The organism is Rhodococcus jostii RHA1, assembly GCF_000014565.1.
Lineage (GTDB): Bacteria > Actinomycetota > Actinomycetes > Mycobacteriales > Mycobacteriaceae > Rhodococcus_F > Rhodococcus_F jostii_A.
On record NC_008268.1, the window covers coordinates 7,410,254 to 7,427,434 of the forward strand.

At 68.3% G+C, this 17,181-nt stretch carries 15 protein-coding genes and 1 pseudogene; 9 read left to right on the forward strand and 7 right to left on the reverse strand.

The annotated features are described in order from the left end of the window. Position 1 precedes the first annotated feature (1 nt). The 3 genes from RHA1_RS33730 to RHA1_RS33740 all read left to right on the forward strand — a co-directional run bounded on the left by RHA1_RS33730 (position 2) and on the right by RHA1_RS33740 (position 4,747). The gene (locus tag RHA1_RS33730) at positions 2 to 1,738 is read left to right on the forward strand and encodes an ABC transporter substrate-binding protein (protein WP_011598640.1); all 1,737 of its coding nucleotides are present in this window, start codon (positions 2 to 4) and stop codon (positions 1,736 to 1,738) included. Then, the gene (locus RHA1_RS33735; RefSeq protein ID WP_011598641.1) at positions 1,735 to 2,268 is read left to right on the forward strand and encodes an adenine phosphoribosyltransferase; all 534 of its coding nucleotides are present in this window, start codon (positions 1,735 to 1,737) and stop codon (positions 2,266 to 2,268) included. Before RHA1_RS33730 ends, RHA1_RS33735 begins: the two co-directional genes overlap by 4 nt. 103 nt (positions 2,269 to 2,371) lie before the next feature. After that, a complete protein-coding gene (locus tag RHA1_RS33740; RefSeq protein WP_011598642.1) occupies positions 2,372 to 4,747 on the forward strand; it encodes a RelA/SpoT family protein in 2,376 nt (791 codons plus the stop codon). Between the two features lie 69 nt (positions 4,748 to 4,816). Here RHA1_RS33740 and RHA1_RS33745 read toward each other — a convergent pair whose 3' ends face one another. Both RHA1_RS33745 and RHA1_RS33750 read right to left on the reverse strand, forming a co-directional pair. Beyond that, positions 4,817 to 5,611: a peptidylprolyl isomerase gene (locus RHA1_RS33745; protein WP_011598643.1), complete on the reverse strand. Its 795-nt coding sequence runs from the start codon at positions 5,609 to 5,611 to the stop codon at positions 4,817 to 4,819. 22 nt (positions 5,612 to 5,633) lie between these two features. Next, positions 5,634 to 6,512: a peptidylprolyl isomerase gene (locus RHA1_RS33750; RefSeq protein WP_011598644.1), complete on the reverse strand. Its 879-nt coding sequence runs from the start codon at positions 6,510 to 6,512 to the stop codon at positions 5,634 to 5,636. Between the two features lie 177 nt (positions 6,513 to 6,689). Between RHA1_RS33750 and RHA1_RS33755 the strand changes: the two genes are divergently transcribed. From RHA1_RS33755 to RHA1_RS33765, 3 genes are read left to right on the forward strand one after another with little or no spacing between them, the layout of a single operon-like run. Further along, positions 6,690 to 7,370, forward strand: coding sequence for an MBL fold metallo-hydrolase (locus RHA1_RS33755; RefSeq protein WP_029537560.1), 681 nt, complete (start codon positions 6,690 to 6,692; stop codon positions 7,368 to 7,370). Between the two features lie 15 nt (positions 7,371 to 7,385). Beyond that, a complete protein-coding gene (gene hisS, locus RHA1_RS33760; protein ID WP_011598646.1) occupies positions 7,386 to 8,657 on the forward strand; it encodes a histidine--tRNA ligase in 1,272 nt (423 codons plus the stop codon). After that, positions 8,647 to 9,279: a hypothetical protein gene (locus RHA1_RS33765; protein WP_009480147.1), complete on the forward strand. Its 633-nt coding sequence runs from the start codon at positions 8,647 to 8,649 to the stop codon at positions 9,277 to 9,279. The genes hisS and RHA1_RS33765 overlap by 11 nt, the downstream gene beginning before the upstream one ends. A gap of 4 nt (positions 9,280 to 9,283) precedes the next feature. On the opposite strand, the gene RHA1_RS33770 is transcribed toward RHA1_RS33765, so the two are convergent. The 5 genes and pseudogenes from RHA1_RS33770 to RHA1_RS33800 form a co-directional block, all read right to left on the reverse strand. Then, positions 9,284 to 9,469 carry a hypothetical protein gene (locus tag RHA1_RS33770; protein WP_016880154.1) on the reverse strand — a complete coding sequence of 62 codons (186 nt, stop codon included), beginning with the start codon at positions 9,467 to 9,469 and terminating at the stop codon, positions 9,284 to 9,286. A 61-nt stretch (positions 9,470 to 9,530) separates the two neighbouring features. Continuing rightward, positions 9,531 to 9,803, reverse strand: coding sequence for a hypothetical protein (locus RHA1_RS33775; protein WP_009480149.1), 273 nt, complete (start codon positions 9,801 to 9,803; stop codon positions 9,531 to 9,533). A 382-nt stretch (positions 9,804 to 10,185) separates the two neighbouring features. Further along, complete coding sequence (locus RHA1_RS33785; RefSeq protein WP_011598648.1) at positions 10,186 to 12,066, reverse strand: zinc ribbon domain-containing protein; 1,881 nt, start codon at positions 12,064 to 12,066, stop codon at positions 10,186 to 10,188. Positions 12,067 to 12,169: 103 nt separating this feature from the next. After that, a protein-coding gene (locus RHA1_RS33790) for an IS3-like element ISRhosp1 family transposase (protein ID WP_085996104.1) occupies positions 12,170 to 13,392 on the reverse strand; the annotation gives its coding sequence in 2 pieces (ribosomal slippage) (positions 12,170 to 13,137 and positions 13,137 to 13,392; 1,224 coding nt in all). Positions 13,393 to 13,886: 494 nt separating this feature from the next. Continuing rightward, a pseudogene (locus RHA1_RS33800) lies at positions 13,887 to 14,057 on the reverse strand (ATP-binding protein); the annotation flags it as partial. A 140-nt stretch (positions 14,058 to 14,197) separates the two neighbouring features. Between RHA1_RS33800 and RHA1_RS33805 the strand changes: the two are divergent. The 3 genes from RHA1_RS33805 to RHA1_RS33815 all read left to right on the forward strand — a co-directional run bounded on the left by RHA1_RS33805 (position 14,198) and on the right by RHA1_RS33815 (position 17,173). Continuing rightward, complete coding sequence (locus tag RHA1_RS33805) at positions 14,198 to 15,259, forward strand: tyrosine-type recombinase/integrase (protein WP_011593924.1); 1,062 nt, start codon at positions 14,198 to 14,200, stop codon at positions 15,257 to 15,259. Continuing rightward, a complete protein-coding gene (locus RHA1_RS33810; RefSeq protein WP_011593923.1) occupies positions 15,249 to 15,563 on the forward strand; it encodes a helix-turn-helix domain-containing protein in 315 nt (104 codons plus the stop codon). Before RHA1_RS33805 ends, RHA1_RS33810 begins: the two co-directional genes overlap by 11 nt. Before the next feature lie 386 nt (positions 15,564 to 15,949). Then, positions 15,950 to 17,173 (forward strand): site-specific integrase, encoded by a 1,224-nt coding sequence (locus RHA1_RS33815; RefSeq protein ID WP_237726984.1) that lies wholly within the window; start codon positions 15,950 to 15,952, stop codon positions 17,171 to 17,173. The last annotated feature ends 8 nt before the right edge of the window (positions 17,174 to 17,181 follow it).

The following is a 17,181-nucleotide window of genomic DNA, read 5'->3' on the forward strand; positions in this document are numbered from 1 at the left end:
CATGCCCGCATCGCACAGCACCCGGCGCGGTGCGCAGACCCGACGCGGCCGTACTGCGGCCGTGTCGGGTGCCGGCCTCCTCGCGACCGTGCTCCTCGCCGGCTCGCTCGTCGGATGTTCCGAGGAGGGCGAGCAGATCCCGTCGATCGGGTACGCCATCGACAACACGATCACCACGTACAACGGCAACAGCGTCGCGGGTGCGGTGTCGGGGGCGCGTCAGGCGTTCGCGCGGGTGCTGCCCGGGTTCAACTACACGGGACCGGAAGGCGGACCGGTGGCCGACACGGACATCGGTACCGCCAACGCGATGCCCGGGGATGCTCTGACGATCCAGTACAAGCTCAATCCCAACTCCGTCTACTCCGACGGCGTGCCGATGTCCTGCGACGATCTGGTGCTGACGTGGGCGGCGAACAGTGGCCGTTTCCCGATGTTCGATGCGGCGAGTACGGCCGGCTACTCGGACATCGACCGGATCGACTGCCAGACCGGCTCGAAGGATGCCGTCGTCACGTTCAAGGCGGGACGGAATTTCACCGACTGGAAGTCGTTGTTCGGCGCGACGTCGATGATGCCGGCGCACGTGGTCGCCAGCGCCGCCGGCGTGCCCGACGTCGTGGCCGCCGTACAGAATTCGGACGCGGAAGCGTTGACGCGCGTCGCGGACTTCTGGAACAACGGATGGACGATGGCACCTGGCGACCTCGACCTCGCCAAGTTCCCCGCGTCCGGCCCCTACAAGGTCGAATCGTTCTCCGAGGACGAGGGCCTCGTGCTGGTGGCCAACGACCGGTGGTGGGGGAACCGTCCGGCCACCTCGCGGATCGTGGTGTGGCCCAAGTCTTCCGACGTGAGCGCGCGGATCGGTGACGGTTCGGTCGAGGTCGTCGACGTCGCCGCGGGATCGGCGCCCGATCTGGACCTCGGCGGGTTCGACGTGACGGAGGTGCCGTCGCGCAGCGTCGAGCAGTTCGTCCTGTCCACCTCGGGCCTGTTCGAGAACGCAGCCGGACGGCGGGCGTTCGCGGCGTGCCTGCCCCGGGAGGAGCTGGCGTCGAAGTTCGGGATCGCCGCGGAGTCGGACGAGGCAGGTGGAGCGTCCGGGGGCCCGGTCGACACGCGGGTCACCGCCCCCGACAGTCTCGTTCACCAGACGGTGGCCGGTGCCGTCGGCGGCCGGTACGAGACGGCGGACACGGCAGCGGCGACGGACGCTCTGGCCGACACCGGCAACACGTCGGCGACGGTCCGCGTCGGATATCTCGGTCCGAACCCGCGCCGCGCCGAGATCGTGGCGGCCGTGGCGGCGGCGTGTGCCCCAGCCGGTATCACCGTGCAGGACGTCGCGTCGCCCGAGTTCACCCCGTCCATGCTGCGCGACGGGCAGGTGGATGTGGTCCTCGCGGGCACGGCCTCCGCTCCCGGCGCCGCGGGCACGGCAGCGGCCACCACCGCGATGTACGCCCTCCGCAGCGGAATCCGATCGAACTTCGGGGACTACAGCAACGGCCGTGTCGATCAGATCGTCGATCAACTCTCGGTCGACAGCTTGACCGCCACCCAGCTGTCGCTGTCGACGGAGGCGGAGAACATCCTGTGGTCGGACGTGCCCACGGTGCCGCTGTTCGATCAGCCGCGGACCGTCGCGTTCGCAACAGGTTTGCAGGCGGGAGCAGTCAATCCGACGCGATCGGGCGCCGGCTGGAACATGGACAGGTGGGTTCTGCACAGGTGATCGACCATTCTTCGGCCCGTGACGCCGTCACCCGGCTCACCCGATGGGCCGACGACTTTCCGCAACCCGGGGTGCGGTTCGCCGACCTGACGCCGGTTTTTTCCGATGCGGACGGTTTCCGTGTCGTCGTCGACGCGCTCGCCGCCTGCGCCCCGGAGGCGGATGTGATTGCCGCCGTCGACGCCCGAGGGTTCCTCCTCGGCGGCGGCGTCGCCCGGGAACTGGGCTCCGGTGTGGTGGCCGTGCGGAAGTCGGGCAAACTGCCGCCGCCGGTGCTGTCGCAGTCGTACACCCTCGAATACGGTACGGCCACGCTGGAGATTCCGGCCGGCTCGATCGGTCTGGACGGGCGCTCCGTGCTCGTCGTCGACGACGTGCTGGCCACCGGTGGAACCCTCGACGCCACGGCGCGACTGGTGGAATCCGCAGGTGCCCGGGTGATCGGTGTCGCCGTGGTCCTGGAGATCGCCGCGCTGGGCGGTCGGGAGCGGCTCGGAAAGTACCCGCTCACGTCCCTCGTCACGGTCTGAGTACTAAAGTTGTGCCTGGTGGTCGTCACGGCCACCGGGGCGCATGCCCGAGACCAACCAGGGCCGCACGGCCCGAGCCATTTCAGTGGTAGGAGGTGACGGCATGACTTCGAATCTTGATCGGTCGCAGAACACGGGATCAACCTCGTCTGCGCAATCCGATGCCGAGTCACCTGCAGCGAACCCGGCTTCCGGTAACAACCGTGGAGCACAGGGATTCGCCGTTCCGGCGTCCGCATCGCGCCGGGTACGAGCGCGACTCGCCCGGCGCATCACGGGTCAACGGAACACGACCATCCGGCCGGTTCTCGAACCTCTCGTCAGCCTGCATCGTGAGCTCTATCCCAAGGCGGACCTGGCGCTGCTGCAGCGCGCCTACGACGTCGCGGAGGAGCGGCACGCGAGCCAGCGCCGCAAGTCGGGCGACCCGTATATCACGCATCCGCTCGCCGTCGCCAGCATCCTCGCGGAACTGGGAATGGACACGACCACGCTGGTCGCGGCCCTGCTCCACGACACCGTCGAAGACACCGGGTATTCCCTCGAGCAGTTGACCGACGAGTTCGGCGAAGAGGTCGCCCACCTCGTCGACGGCGTCACCAAACTCGACAAGGTGGTGCTCGGCAACGCCGCCGAGGGCGAGACCATCCGCAAGATGATCATCGCGATGGCCCGCGACCCCCGTGTGCTGGTGATCAAGGTCGCCGACCGGCTCCACAACATGCGGACCATGCGGTTCCTGCCGCCCGAGAAGCAGGCCCGCAAGGCCCGCGAAACCCTCGAGGTAATCGCACCTCTGGCCCACCGGCTGGGCATGGCGACCGTGAAGTGGGAACTCGAGGACCTGTCCTTCGCGATCCTGCATCCCAAGAAGTACGACGAAATCGTGCGGCTCGTCGCCGATCGGGCGCCGTCCCGCGACACCTACCTCGCGAAGGTGCGTGCGGAGATCAACGCGACCCTGACGGCGTCGCGCATCAACGCCGTCGTCGAGGGCAGGCCCAAGCACTACTGGTCGATCTACCAGAAGATGATCGTCAAGGGCCGCGACTTCGACGACATCCACGACCTGGTCGGTGTGCGGATCCTGTGCGACGAGGTCCGCGACTGCTACGCGGCCGTCGGCGTCGTCCATTCGCTGTGGCAGCCGATGGCGGGCCGGTTCAAGGACTACATCGCACAGCCGCGTTACGGCGTGTACCAGTCGCTGCACACCACGGTGGTCGGACCCGAGGGCAAACCGCTCGAGGTGCAGATCCGCACCCACGACATGCACCGGACCGCCGAGTTCGGTATCGCCGCGCACTGGCGGTACAAGGAGAGCAAGGGCAGGCACTCCGGTGACGTTGCCGAGGTCGACGACATGGCGTGGATGCGTCAGCTCCTCGACTGGCAGCGTGAGGCCGCCGACCCGGGGGAGTTCCTCGAGTCGCTCCGCTACGACCTCGCGGTCAAGGAGATCTTCGTCTTCACACCCAAGGGCGACGTGGTGACGCTGCCCGCCGGGTCGACACCCGTCGACTTCGCGTACGCCGTGCACACGGAGGTCGGGCACCGATGTATCGGCGCCCGGGTCAACGGCAGGCTGGTGGCGCTCGAACGCAAGCTCGAGAACGGCGAGGTGGTGGAGGTCTTCACCTCCAAGGCCGTCAACGCAGGCCCGAGCCGCGACTGGCAGACGTTCGTCGTCTCCCCACGCGCCAAGACGAAGATCCGGCAATGGTTCGCCAAGGAACGCCGTGAGGAGGCGCTCGAGGCGGGCAAGGACGCCATCGCGAAGGAGGTGCGGCGGGTCGGGCTGCCGCTGCAGCGCCTGATGAACGCCGAATCGATGGCGTCCATCGCGCACGAACTGCACTACACCGACGTGTCGATGCTGTACACGGCTGTCGGTGAGAGCCACGTGTCGGCGCAGCACGTCGTCCAGCGTCTGGTGGCCCACCTGGGCGGCGTCGGCGACGTCGAGGAGGAGCTGGCCGAGCGGTCGACTCCGTCCACGATGCCGATGCGGCCGCGGAGCACCGGCGACGCGGGTGTGCTGGTTCCCGGCGCGGAGGGCACGGTCGCCAAGCTGGCCAAGTGCTGCACACCCGTTCCCGGCGACGAGATCATGGGCTTCGTGACCCGGGGCGGCGCGGTCAGCGTGCACCGCACCGACTGCACCAACGCGGGCTCCCTGCAGGAGCAGTCCGAGCGCATCATCGCGGTCAAGTGGGCGCCGTCGCCGTCGTCGGTGTTCCTGGTGGCCATCCAGATCGAGGCGCTCGATCGGCACCGGCTGCTGTCGGACGTGACGAAGGCGCTCGCCGACGAGAAGGTCAACATCCTGTCGGCGTCCGTGACGACGTCCGGCGACCGGGTGGCGATCAGCAAGTTCACGTTCGAGATGGGCGACCCGAAGCATCTCGGGCACGTGCTGAACGTGGTCCGCAACGTCGAGGGCGTGTACGACGTGTACCGGGTGACGTCCGCCGCGTAGCAACGCCGAACAGGACGGTCGTTCGATCAGTTCGAACGACCGTCCCGTTCGTGTAGCCGGGGGAGGGCGTCAGCCGACCTTCGCGGTCTCGATCTGCACCGGGGTGTTGGGCTTGCCGCCGCCCGCGGACATGGATCCGTCGTCGCCGTCCGCCGCGATCTTCTCGACCGTCGCGAGGCCCTCCTCGGAGATCGTCCCGAACACGGTGTAGTTGGGCGGGAGCACCGAGTCGGCGTAGACGAGGAAGAACTGGCTGCCGTTACTGCCGGGGGTCCCGCTGTTCGCCATCGCGACCGTGCCGCGGGGGTAGACCACCGGATTCGCGAGTGCCGGATCGTTCGGCGCGAACGCCGTCTCCGGGTACTCGGTGGTGAAGCCGTAGCCCGGTCCGCCGGTGCCCTTCCCGCTGGGATCACCGCACTGCAGGACCTGCAGTCCCAGCTCCGTCGTCAGCCGGTGGCAGGGTGTGTCGTCGAAGTAGCCCTGCTGGGCGAGGCTCGTGAAGCTGTTGACCGTGCACGGGGCCTCGGCACGGTCGAGGACCAGGCCGATCGGTCCGGAGCTCGTCTGGAGGTCGACCGGGACGGTGCCCTCGGTGGAGACCCCGGACGTGGGCGGCGGCGTGACGTCCTTGGCAGCGGGCTGCCCTGCCGGATAGGCGCAGTCCACGGTGGCCGCGGCCGGTGCCGGGACCGGCGGCAGCGTGCCGAACCTGGACAGATCGAGCGACTGTTCCGCCGCGCTCGTGGTGGCCGCCTTCGATGAGGTGCCGGTCGACGAGCCGCCGGAGTCGGACGAATCCGAACAGCCGGCGAGGAGGACCGCGAGGCTCACGCCTGCGACGAGGATCGAGGTGCGTTTCATCGGTCCATCCTCACACGAGACCTCAGTCCATCCGGACGGACGTGATGTCGATGGGCAGGTTGGGCTTGCCGCCGCCCGCCTGCATCGATCCGTCGTCACCGGCCGCCGCCACCTTCTCGATGGTCGCCAGGCCCGTCTCGTCGACCTTCCCGAACGCGGTGTACTGCGGGGGCAGCTGCGAATCGGCGTAGACGAGGAAGAACTGGCTGCCGTTGCTGTCGGGCTGGCCGCTGTTGGCCATCGCGATGGTGCCGCGCGGGTACGTCACCGGCACCTGCAGCGACGGATCCGACTCCTCGTACTGGTCGGTGGGGAATTCGTTCGCGAAGCCGTAACCGGGGCCGCCGGTGCCTGCGCCCGTGGGATCACCGCACTGCAGGACCTTCAACCCCTCGGACGTGACGAGCCGGTGGCACGGGGTGTTGTCGAAGTAGTTCTGGCTCGCCAGGCTCAGGAAGTTGTTGACGGTGCACGGGGAGTCGGCGTTGTCCAGGATCAGGCCGATGTTTCCCTGCGTCGTCTGCATGCTGACGCTGACTTCCTGCAGCGTGGTGTCGATGTCGTCGGTGCGCGGCGGGTTCACCTGCTTCGCCGGCGGCTGAGTGCTGGGGGTGTACGTGCAGGACACCTTCTCGGGTAGCGGTTCGGACCGGCCCGCCGGCATCACACCGGGCGACTGCGGCGACGCCGACACCGACTCGGCCGCCGACGCTTCCGTCGCGTCGTCGTCGCCGCTGGTGAGGGCGAAGACGACGGCGCCCGCCGCCACCACGAGCACGACACCGAGCACCGAACCGGCGATCGTCAGCTGCTTACGCTTGCGTGCTCTGTCGGCGCGGCGTTCGAGCTGACGCTCGAGCTTTCGTTTGGCTGCTTCCCGGCGCTGCTCGTTGCTCGGCACTGCGGTGGTCCTCCCGTATCGGTCTGTCTGGCAGTCGGTCGATATAGCAGTTGGTCGGTGCAAACTACCCCCGGCACACGACCTCCAGAGTCTGCCATCCGAACCTGAGAACATCCTGGCGGGGCGGCGGCTTAGGCTGTAGCGACTGCAATGTCCACTCGAACAGGAGCCTCACAGGTGCTCGTCACAGGATTCCCGGCCGGGATGTTTCAGACCAACTGCTACATCCTCGCGCAGGACGATGCCCAGGAATGCGTCGTCGTCGACCCAGGACAGGACGCCGCCGAACCGCTGTTCGAGTTTCTGGAACAGTCGAATCTCACGCCGACCGCGGTGCTCCTGACCCACGGTCACCTCGACCACGTCTGGAACGCCTACGACGTCTGCGAGAAGTTCGGGATCCCCGCGTACATCCATCCCGAGGACCGGTACATGCTGTCGGATCCCGGCCGCGGCATCGGCCCGACGATGAAGCCGTTCATCGAGGGCATGACGTTCGTCGAGCCCGGCGAGGTGATCGCGCTCGCCGACGGCGACGTGATCGAGCAGGCCGGGATGTCGTTCGCCGTCGACCACACCCCGGGGCACACACAGGGGTCCGTGGTCTTCCGGACCCGGGTCGCCACCGAGAACGGTCCGGTCGAGATCGCCCTCACCGGTGACACCCTGTTCCAGGGGTCGATCGGTCGCAGCGACCTGCCCGGCGGCAACCACGAACAGTTGCTGCAGTCCATCGCCGACAAGCTTCTGATCCTCGCCGACGACACGGCGGTTCTCCCCGGGCACGGCGGGTCGAGCACCGTCGGCGCCGAACGTGGGTCGAACCCGTTCCTCGTTGGACTCTCGGGATCGAAATAAGGAAAAGTAACGACAGTGAGCAAAGCCAGCACCTTCTCCGCCCCCAAGGGCGTCCCCGATTACGTCCCGCCGCAGTCGTCCGAGTTCGTCGCGGTCCGTGACGGACTCACGCGCGCTGCGCGACTGGCCGGATACGGCCACATCGAACTTCCCATCTTCGAGGACACCGGGCTGTTCGCCCGCGGGGTCGGCGAGTCCACCGACGTCGTCAGCAAGGAGATGTACACGTTCGCCGACCGCGGTGATCGTTCGGTGACCCTGCGGCCCGAGGGCACGGCGGGCGTCATGCGGGCCGTGATCGAACACGGCCTGGACCGCGGCCAGTTGCCGGTGAAGCTGAGCTACGCCGGACCGTTCTTCCGCTACGAGCGACCGCAGGCCGGTCGTTACCGCCAGCTGCAGCAGGTCGGGGTGGAGGCCATCGGCGTCGACGACCCCGCCCTCGACGCCGAGGTCATCGCCATCGCCGACGCGGGGTTCCGGGGCCTCGGCCTCGACGGGTTCCGGTTGGAGATCACGTCCCTCGGTGACGACACGTGCCGGCCGCAGTACCGGGAACGGTTGCAGGAGTTCCTGTTCGCCCTTCCCCTCGACGAGGAGACGCGTCGGCGGGCGGAGATCAACCCGCTGCGGGTTCTCGACGACAAGCGCAAGGAGGTGCGCGAGATGACGGCGGATGCACCGCTCATGCTCGACCACCTCTCGGACACGGCGAAGGCGCACTTCGACGAGGTCCTCGCACACCTCGACGCGCTGAGTGTGCCGTACGTGGTGAACCCGCGAATGGTCCGCGGCCTCGACTACTACACGAAGACGACGTTCGAATTCGTCCACGACGGTCTCGGTGCGCAGTCGGGTATCGGCGGCGGCGGACGGTACGACGGCCTGATGGCGCAGCTCGGCGGTCAGCCGTTGTCCGGCATCGGTTTCGGGCTCGGCGTCGACCGGACCGTCCTCGCGCTCGCTGCCGAGGGCAAGACCGCAGGCTCGACCGCCCGCTGTGAGGTCTTCGGCGTACCCCTGGGCGAGGAGGCGAAGGCGAAGCTGGTGGTGATCGCTCAGCAGTTGCGCGCCCAGGGGATTCGAGTCGACCTCGCGTACGGCAACCGCGGGGTGAAGGGCGCGATGAAGGCCGCCGACAGATCCGGCGCCGCGCTGGCACTCGTGCTCGGCGACCGCGACATCGCCGACGGGACGGTGGGAATCAAGAATCTCGCCACCGGCGATCAGGAATCGGTCTCCTCGGCGGACGTCGTCGCACGCGTCGGAGCCATCCTTGGCGCGTGACGACACCGCGCCGGTGTCACTCGACCTCGTTCCGATCGAGTTGATCGCACCACGGCTCAAACGGGTCGCGGCGATCGCCATGCTGATCGGTGTGGTGGTCGGCGTCCTCGTCGGGTTCTTCGGGCCCGTGTGGGTCGGTGTGACGGTCGGGGCCGTGATCGCGGTCCCGACCGCCGCGTCCGCTCTCCTCACGTTGCGGCGACGCATCACACTGCAGACCGGGCGAATCCGGTCCACGGGTGGGCTGCGCAGCAGGCACGTCGACGTCACGAGGGCGGTCGCAGCGGAACTGGTGGTCCGTTCGGCTCGCGTCAGCGAGGTGAGCGTCCGGATCACGGACCCCGACGGGAGCCTCGCGATACCGCTCGCCCTCTACACGACCGACGGCGGCCGTGAACTCGAGATCCTCGGGCTCCGCAGGCTGGCCGACGCCCTGACGACGAGCGAACTGGTGCCGGCAGCCGCGATCGCGTCGGTGCTCATCGAGCAACTACGCGCGGAAGCGCGCGGCGCGGCCCTTCCCGAACGCCCCCTGTTCCGGGCCGTGGAACTGGTGCGTTCGGAAGGCCGCGTGCCCACCACCACGCTCACCGATCACGAGGTGGCAGCGCTCCTCGACTGAGCGATCAGCTCCGGTCGCCGAACGGACTGTCGTCGAGATCCTCGCCGCCGATCACGGCGGGCACGACCATCGGGAGGTCGCCGACGCACGCGTTGTTCTCGCCGGCGTTGACGAGGTAGCTGGGTGTGGACCGGCCGCTCAGCTGGTCGTCGCCCCCACGCCCGGCGCCGGCCATCCCGGCGCCGCCCATGGGCCCGCCAGGTGACGAGGTGGCGGCCGGAGCGGCGCACTGTTTCGGAGTGGTCCCGGTATCACCGGGGCACAACCGGCACGGTGACCGTTCCGCGAGGTACGGAACCGCCACCCGCGGAGACGCTTCCGCCCACGCCGCCACCGTACACGCCGATGCCCGCGCCGCCGGCGATGCCCACCGCACCCGGAACTGCGCCCGCTGCCCCATGTGCGGGAACGACGGCGGATTTCGCCGACGGGGCGTCGGCAGGCAGGTCGGACGAGGAGACACTCGCCGCCTGGGTGCTCGCCGACACCACGTCGCCGAGGCTGTCGGTGAAGGTGGAGATCATCGTTGCCCACACCCTCGATCACGCTGGACGCGATGGCGAACGGTGACGTCGGTGCGGCTCCCGATACGGCTCCGGGCACAGGGGCGGCGGTACCGGACCGGGCGCAGCCAGTCCGTTCATCGTGAGGGTCTGTTCGTTCAGTTCGGTGCGCGTCTGCGTCACGATACCGATGGCCGCCTTGAGGTGCGTGGCCGCGGACGCGAGCAGCATTGCCTGCCCGGGTGGAGTCATCACAATCGGCGCGGCGGTAACGCAGTAGCTGCGAACGACTCCGAGGTAGTCATGAGGTTCGCGTTGCCCCGCGGCGTGGACGCGGCGGACGTCTGGGTGCTCGAGATCTCCGGTGCCGCGTTCGCTCGTTCCGTGCCGCTCGACTGAGCGTCTACGTAGATCTCGGACTGTCTGCCACTGGTGTGGCGGGCGCCTGAGATGGACGTGTGTCACGGCTACCCGTATCACCGTGCGGTGGTGTGGGTTGGACCGTGTCCCACACCGACGCTTGTGGTGCAGGAACATGCTGTTTCGGATTCACCCCCAACCGCCGTGGTGCGGTGGGCAGGCTGCGGCGGACCCGGCGATGCCGGGGCCTGCTCGGGGTCGGACCGGTTTTGTCGCGGCACCTGCGTATCGGCGCGTGCTCGGCGACCCGGACCGCGGGCAGCTGCCCCCGCCGGCGGGTGACGTTGTTCTTGCCGAGGAGCGCGCGTTTGGCCAGGTTCACCCCCGCGAGGTGGTCGCGGTTGCCGCCGACCCGGCAGCCCGGGCACCACGCGGTGTGGTACCCGCCGGGACGGGCAAGTGGTTCGTCGCAGCCCGGACACCATGCGGACGATCCTCGGGCGGGCACCGAGACCACCGTGATGCCGGCACCGGTGGCGGTGTGCGCGAGGGCGGCGACCGCTTGGCGGCGGGCGGACTGCGCGGCCCGGTTGTTGTTGACCCGCCCGTGTCCGCGGGTCTCGAGGGTGCTGAGATCTTCCACCGCGATCACCTGCGCTCCCGCGGTGGTGGCGTAGTCGGTGACCTGGCGGGCGAAGTGGAAGGCGAGTTCCCGGTTGATCTTCCCCCGCTTGGCACCCACCGCGGTGCGGTGTTCGTCGAGGACGGCGATCTTCGCCTCCAGCTGGGCGCGGACCTCCGGTGGGGCGGTGGCGGCCAGCCGGGTCAGCCGGGCGGCCTTGGCGTGCAGCAGCTGCCCCTCGGCCTGCAGGCGCGCCAGTTTGATTCCGAGGCCGCGGTCGTCGTAGGTGAAGCCCCGGTAATCCGACACCAGCCCCTCCGGGCTGTCGGTGGTGATGGCGGCGGCACCGAGCGTGGACGGGGACCAATCCACCCCCACCGCGACCGCGGCCGAGTCCAGGTCGCCTGCCGGGACGAGTTCGGTGGCGGCGCACCGCCACAACAGACCCCGGTGGTCGAGGACCAGGATCGGCAGAGGCCAATCGATGACAGGCCGGCCGCACAGGTGCGCGGGGATGGCCGCGGTCAGCCGCACCCGCCGCCACTGCGCCCGCCCCACCGGCGCGGGACAGGTCGGCAGCTTCACCGTCAACACCAGCTCATGCTCTGCGACGGTGACGGCAAGCTGCGCGAGCTGCCGATCGGTGGCCGACAGTCGGGCCATGGCCGCGATCTGCGGTGGTCCCTGCAGGTCGGTGATCCGCAACCGGCCGGCCGGTGCCCCGCCACTGGAGCGGGCGCGTGCGGCGAGCTGGCGCCGCACACCCCGAGCGAAACCCGAGGGCACAGAGTCGCCCGGCTCGGTGGGTGCGGTCAGACGACCGGTGGCCGGGTCGAATCGGGTCGACAGTGCCGCGATCGCGGTGTCCCGGTAGGTCAGGGTCCGCAGGGTGGCCAGCACCTGCGCGGTCACCACCCGGCTCACCCGCGACGGCACATAGACCCCGTCCGGATAGGACGGATCCCAGCCGAGCCGCGCCGCGGCGACATGACCCTGTGCGGGCAGCCTGCGGTCCTGGCGGTCACGGCCGGCGGCGAGCACGTCGAACGTCGCCGGCCGCCACAGCCGCGACACCAACTCGGCGCCAGCACCTGCAATCAGATCGAGCAGCCACCCCACCCGGGTGTCGACGTCATCGAGGCCGATCCGCTCACCGGTCGCGTCGTCGACCGCCACGTGGGCGCGGGTGGTGAACGCGAACTGCCGCGGCGTCGTGGAGACCCCGTCGTTGATTCCGTGGCGACCAGAGCGCCCAGAAACCACGCCGGACAACGATGCCGGCACCGCCGTTACGTCATCCATCAACCCTCCCACCAGTACATGTGGCAACCGGGTGCGTAAGACCTCGACAGTAACGCCGACCTCCGACATTTTGAGGTTGCCCCTTGAGAGTGGACACCGGATTTCATGCGGCAACTGACAGCGTAGACGACGCGATGAGTCGTTGTTCGAACTCCACTGGGGTGAGGTATCCGAGGGCGGAGTGACGGCGACGTCGATTGAAGTACGAGAGCCACTCGAACAGCTCCAGCCGTGCCTGCGACTTCGACGTCCAACTCCGTCCGTGCAGCCACTCCCTCTTGAGTCCTTGGAAGAACGACTCGGCGAGAGCATTATCGTAACTTGACCCGACCCGTCCTCGACTTTGCTGAATCCCATGACGGCGGCAGACATCGACGAAAGATGCTGCGGTGTACTGTGATCCGCGATCGCTGTGGAAGATAACGCCACCGACGTCACCACCGCGGGTGCGCACCGCCATCTCGATCGCGTCCGTGACGAGCTCGGTGCGCATGTGGTCAGCGATCGACCAGCCCACCACCCGGCGTGAGCAGATGTCGATCACCGTGGCCAAGAACAACCACGAGGATCCCACCGGGATGTAGGTGATGTCCCCACACCACTTGGTATCGACAGCCGTAGCGGTGAAGTCTCGCATCACCAGATCCGGCACCGACGGAGCCGACTTGTCCGCGATGGTCGTGCGCTTGCTGCGGCGCAGGTGCCTGCCCACCACGTGGTGGATTCGCATCAGCCGGGTCACCCGTTTGCGGTTGATCTTGCGTCCGCGGGAGCGGAGTTCGGCGTGAACCCGCGGGGCGCCGTAGGCGCTCCGGTGCTCGGTATGGATTGCGCGGATCTCGGCGACTGTCGCGGCTTCCTCGGCCTGCCGCTCGATTCGGGCCGGCTCCGTGATCAGGTGCTTGTAGTAGGCGGAACGGGAGGTCCCGAGCGCCCGGCACAGCCGCTGCACGCCGAACTCGGCGCGATGGTCGGAGATGAAGTCCCAGCGGCGGGTCTTCACTTCACCTCCTTTGCGAAATACGCGGCTGCCCGGCGCAGAATCTCGCGTTCGAGCTGCCATTCCTTTTCCGCACCGCGCAGCCGCGCGTTCTCCGCGCGCAGCCGCGCGAGCTCGTCCGCCTCGGTCCCGTCGGCGCCGGTACTGCGGTCCTGCGAGCGCGCGTTACGGGCGGCGGTGTCCTTGCGGACCCACGTCCGTAGCGTCTCGCCACTGACGCCCACATCCGCGGCCACATCCGCGTACGTGCGTTTACCGTCGGCCGCGCGGTACAACGCGACCGCGTCTTTCCGGAATTCCTCCGTGTACAGAGACTGGCGTCCCACCTCGACATCCCTCCTGGCTCTCCTAGAACCATTGTCAGGGGTGTCCACTCCAAGGGGGCAGCCTCAATTTAGCCTCGGGGGGAGTCCGCAGGCGGGCCGAACGTCCGACCGGGACACCTGGTGATCCCTGGCTTTTTGAGTGGTCGTCTGCGGGCTCGGTGTCTGGTCGAGCGGTGTCCTTGTTCGGGAACTGGGAGCCGGCCGGTAGGCGTGGACTCCTGCTTAGAGAATGTCTGGGCCGTGGCCGCGATGGTGAGTCACCTGGTGAACAGGGATGTGGACCGACAGGAGCAATGACGATGGCATTGACGTTGGGGATCGACGTGGCTGTCCGGGCCGAGCGTCAGACAACGCTGGCCCGTGATGGTGCCACGGTATGGCGTGGCCGTTCTGGCCACGGCCGGCCGATCTGGAACGGTTGTGGGCGGACTTGTGTCGCTTGCCAGGGTGATGGGACCACCTCGTTGCCACGAGCATGGGACCACCCGAAGGTGTCATCGAGCATCGACCTCGCCTTCTGAACTGTCAATGGCACCACGCCCGGGGCGGGTGCGTTGCCGGTAGGACGGTCCCTCGATGACGAGGGTGTGTGCCGCGGAGGTGAGCCGATCGATCGCCGACTGCGCGAGCAGGGCATCGGTGGTCATCGACAGCCACTCGATTGGAAGTGGCATACGTTCGTTCTCTCGGAAATTGCCTGCGAGCTGGTCATTCAGCCCGGTTTGGGGAGTCCACTGTTTTCGAGGTGGGATTCCATTCGTGTCGGTACCACCTTGACGAGCAAGGTGGCCTTAACCTATGTGGTATGAGTCACACATTTCGTGTGGTGCAGGGCAGGACGGTCGAGGTCGCCCACGCGTCGACCGATCCGCTGACCTTTCAACTCGAATGCGTCGAGGCGTTCGTGACCTCGCGGGTGGTCCGAGGCTTCAGCGCGGTGACCATCGAGAACGAGACAGGTGAGCTCGAGCGGATGCTGGCGGCGCTGGGCAAACCGGTGTGGGAGGCCACCGCCGACGATGTCGATCGAGTGGTCGGAGCGATGGCCGCGGACGGCTTGCTGGCGTCGACTCGACGCAGATATGTGCAGGCGCTGAGCAGTTTTCACCGGTTCCTGATCACCCGCCGCGCCGGGGTGATCGAGGCGATGTTCGGGGTGCGGTTGACGAACCCGATCGACGAGTTCAATGCGAGCCGTCATGTCGGTGACGATTCACCGAGGCTGCTTCCACCTCCGAGCGTGAGTCGGGTGGCCGTCTTCTTCGACTTCCTCAAGGAACGGATCGGCTCGGCTCGCAAGTACGCGCCAGCGGCCCGGGATTATGCGCTGTTCCGGACCTTGTATCACGCCGGGTTGCGCTCCGATGAGGCGTCCAAACTCGAGATCGCGGACGTCTACTTCGGGCGGGGCCCGTTCGGGAAGTTGCATGTGCGGTTCGGCAAGGGTGCCCGCACCTCCGGGCCGCGGCCGCGGTGGGTTCCGATGCTCGACCACCTCGATCTGGTGGTGCGGTGGTATCTCGAGGATGTACGACCGAAGTTGCCGGAATCGGCGGTGTTGTTCTGCGATCAGAGTGGTGGTGCGATGGCCCGAGGCACGATCCGCAACCGTCTGCGGTATCTGCAGGATCTCGAGCACTGCTCGCCGGCGGACCGGTTCAGCCCGCACGCGCTGCGCCGGGCATGCGCCACCCACAACTACGAACGAGGAGTCGATCTCGTTGCGATACAACAGATGTTAGGGCACTGGACGGTGGGATCGACGATGCGGTACGTCCGTCCGTCGGAGACGTTCATCGAGGACGCCTACCGCAGCGCGGTGTCCGACACCGTCGCGTTCCTGCAGGGAGATGATGATGCACATTAGATGGAAACTGCGGATGGCCGCGGCGCAACGGGAAGTATGGACCGGCACCCAGCTGCGCCGTCTGCTCGCCGAACGCGGCGGACTCGAGCTGTCGTCGGCGTCGGTGTCGGCGTTGTTCACCAAGGAACCCTCGCAGATCAAGCTCAGCACGCTACTGGCGTTGTGCGCTGCGCTCGACTGCACCCCGAACGACCTGTTCGACCTCGACACCACGCCCGATCGGGTCCCCGCCGAGCCCTCGGCGCCGACAGCATCGGAGCCCGCGGCGCGGCGAGTCGGCGGCCGGTCGATGCCGCCGGTGTGACGACGAAAGTCGGGGACTGCACCCGCTGCGGTCGGCCGCGGGGCCGACTCGGCCGCGATTTGTGCTGCCGGTGCTGGCGCAACGCGGTCGCCGCTGCGGCGAAGTCGCCGTGTCCCCGTTGCGGGATCGAGCGGGTCTTGAGTCCGGACACCGGGCGATGCCGGTCGTGTTCGCGCACCTGCCACGACTGCGGTGCCGTCGTGCGCCGCAAGGGCGAGACCCGGTGCCTGCGGTGCCGCCGCCGTCACGACCTCGCCGCCGCCCGCCGACGCTGTCCGCGTTGCGGCCGCGACGGCTACTTACGCGAACACACCGGTTGGTGCGGACCGTGCTCACACCCGGGGTCGGCGCCGAAGCCGGCCGCCGCATGCACCGAATGCGGGCGCGTGATCCGCGGCGGCGGGGCGAGGCTGTGCAACCGCTGCTGGCAACGCCGCCCCCAACGCCCCTACACCCGCGCCGAACACCTCCTCGCCGAACTGGATGATCCGCCGAATTGGCTGTGGGACTTCACCATCCACGTTGCAGATCGGTACTGTCCGGGGCAGGCGACACGTCTGGTGAGTCAGCTCGGGGCACTGCTGCGCACCGAGCCACGGGCAATGCCGCAGACCTTACTCGACCGGGCCCGCATCCCCGGCCGCTCGATCGGGTCGCTCGCGAAGACGCTCGAGGACTTCTTCACCGCCCGCGCTCTTGCCCTGCCCACCGACCAGTCGCAGCGGCTCGCGGCCGGCCGCTGGGCGCGACGCGTGCAGGCCGTGCCCGAACCGTTGCGGCCCGCCGTCGCCGCGTTCGAACGCGCAATGCTCGACGAACGAGACCGCGCCCGCCGCGCCGGGACCCGACCCCGCACCGACACCACCATCGACAAGCGATTGGCCCAGATCCGGGACCTGTCATGCCATCTCGTCGGACGCGGAATCGAGGACTGGGCGCAGGTCGACAAGGCCGTGATCGAGAACTACCTCGCCGAGGTCTCGTCGGCCGGCGGCCGCCTGGGCGGACTTCGCCACTTCTTCCGCTTCGCTCGCCGCAGCAAGCTCATCCTGATCGATCCCACCGCCGAGCTGCGCGTGCGCAAGCCCCGCGGATTCCATGGACGGACCCTGCCGCGCTCGCGACAGCGCGAACTGTTCACGCGCTGGTGCACATCAACCGAGGTGGCGCCGAACGAGGCCCTCGTCGGCCTGATGGCGTTGATCCACGGTGCCTCACAGCACGAACTGCGTCACCTGCAGCTCGCCGACATCGATCACCAGCACCGCACGGTTCGGCTCGGCCGCCGCCCACAACCGATCCCGCTCGACCCGGCGACCTGGGCCGCACTGACCCGATGCCTCGAGCACCGCAGATCCGGCACCCACAATCCCCACGTCATCGTCACCAAGATCACCCGATCCGGGCGGACACCGGCATCCCAGCCCTACCTCGGCCACCTCCTCGACCCCGCCGACACCACGATCTCCACCCTGCGCGCCTCCCGACTGCTGGCCTTGACCAACAGCCACGATCCCAATCTGATTGCCACCACCTACGGCATGAGCGCCGAGGGCGTCCTGGCCTACTTCGCCGACCGCGTCGATCCCACCCTGCTCGCGGACCTGTGATAATTCAG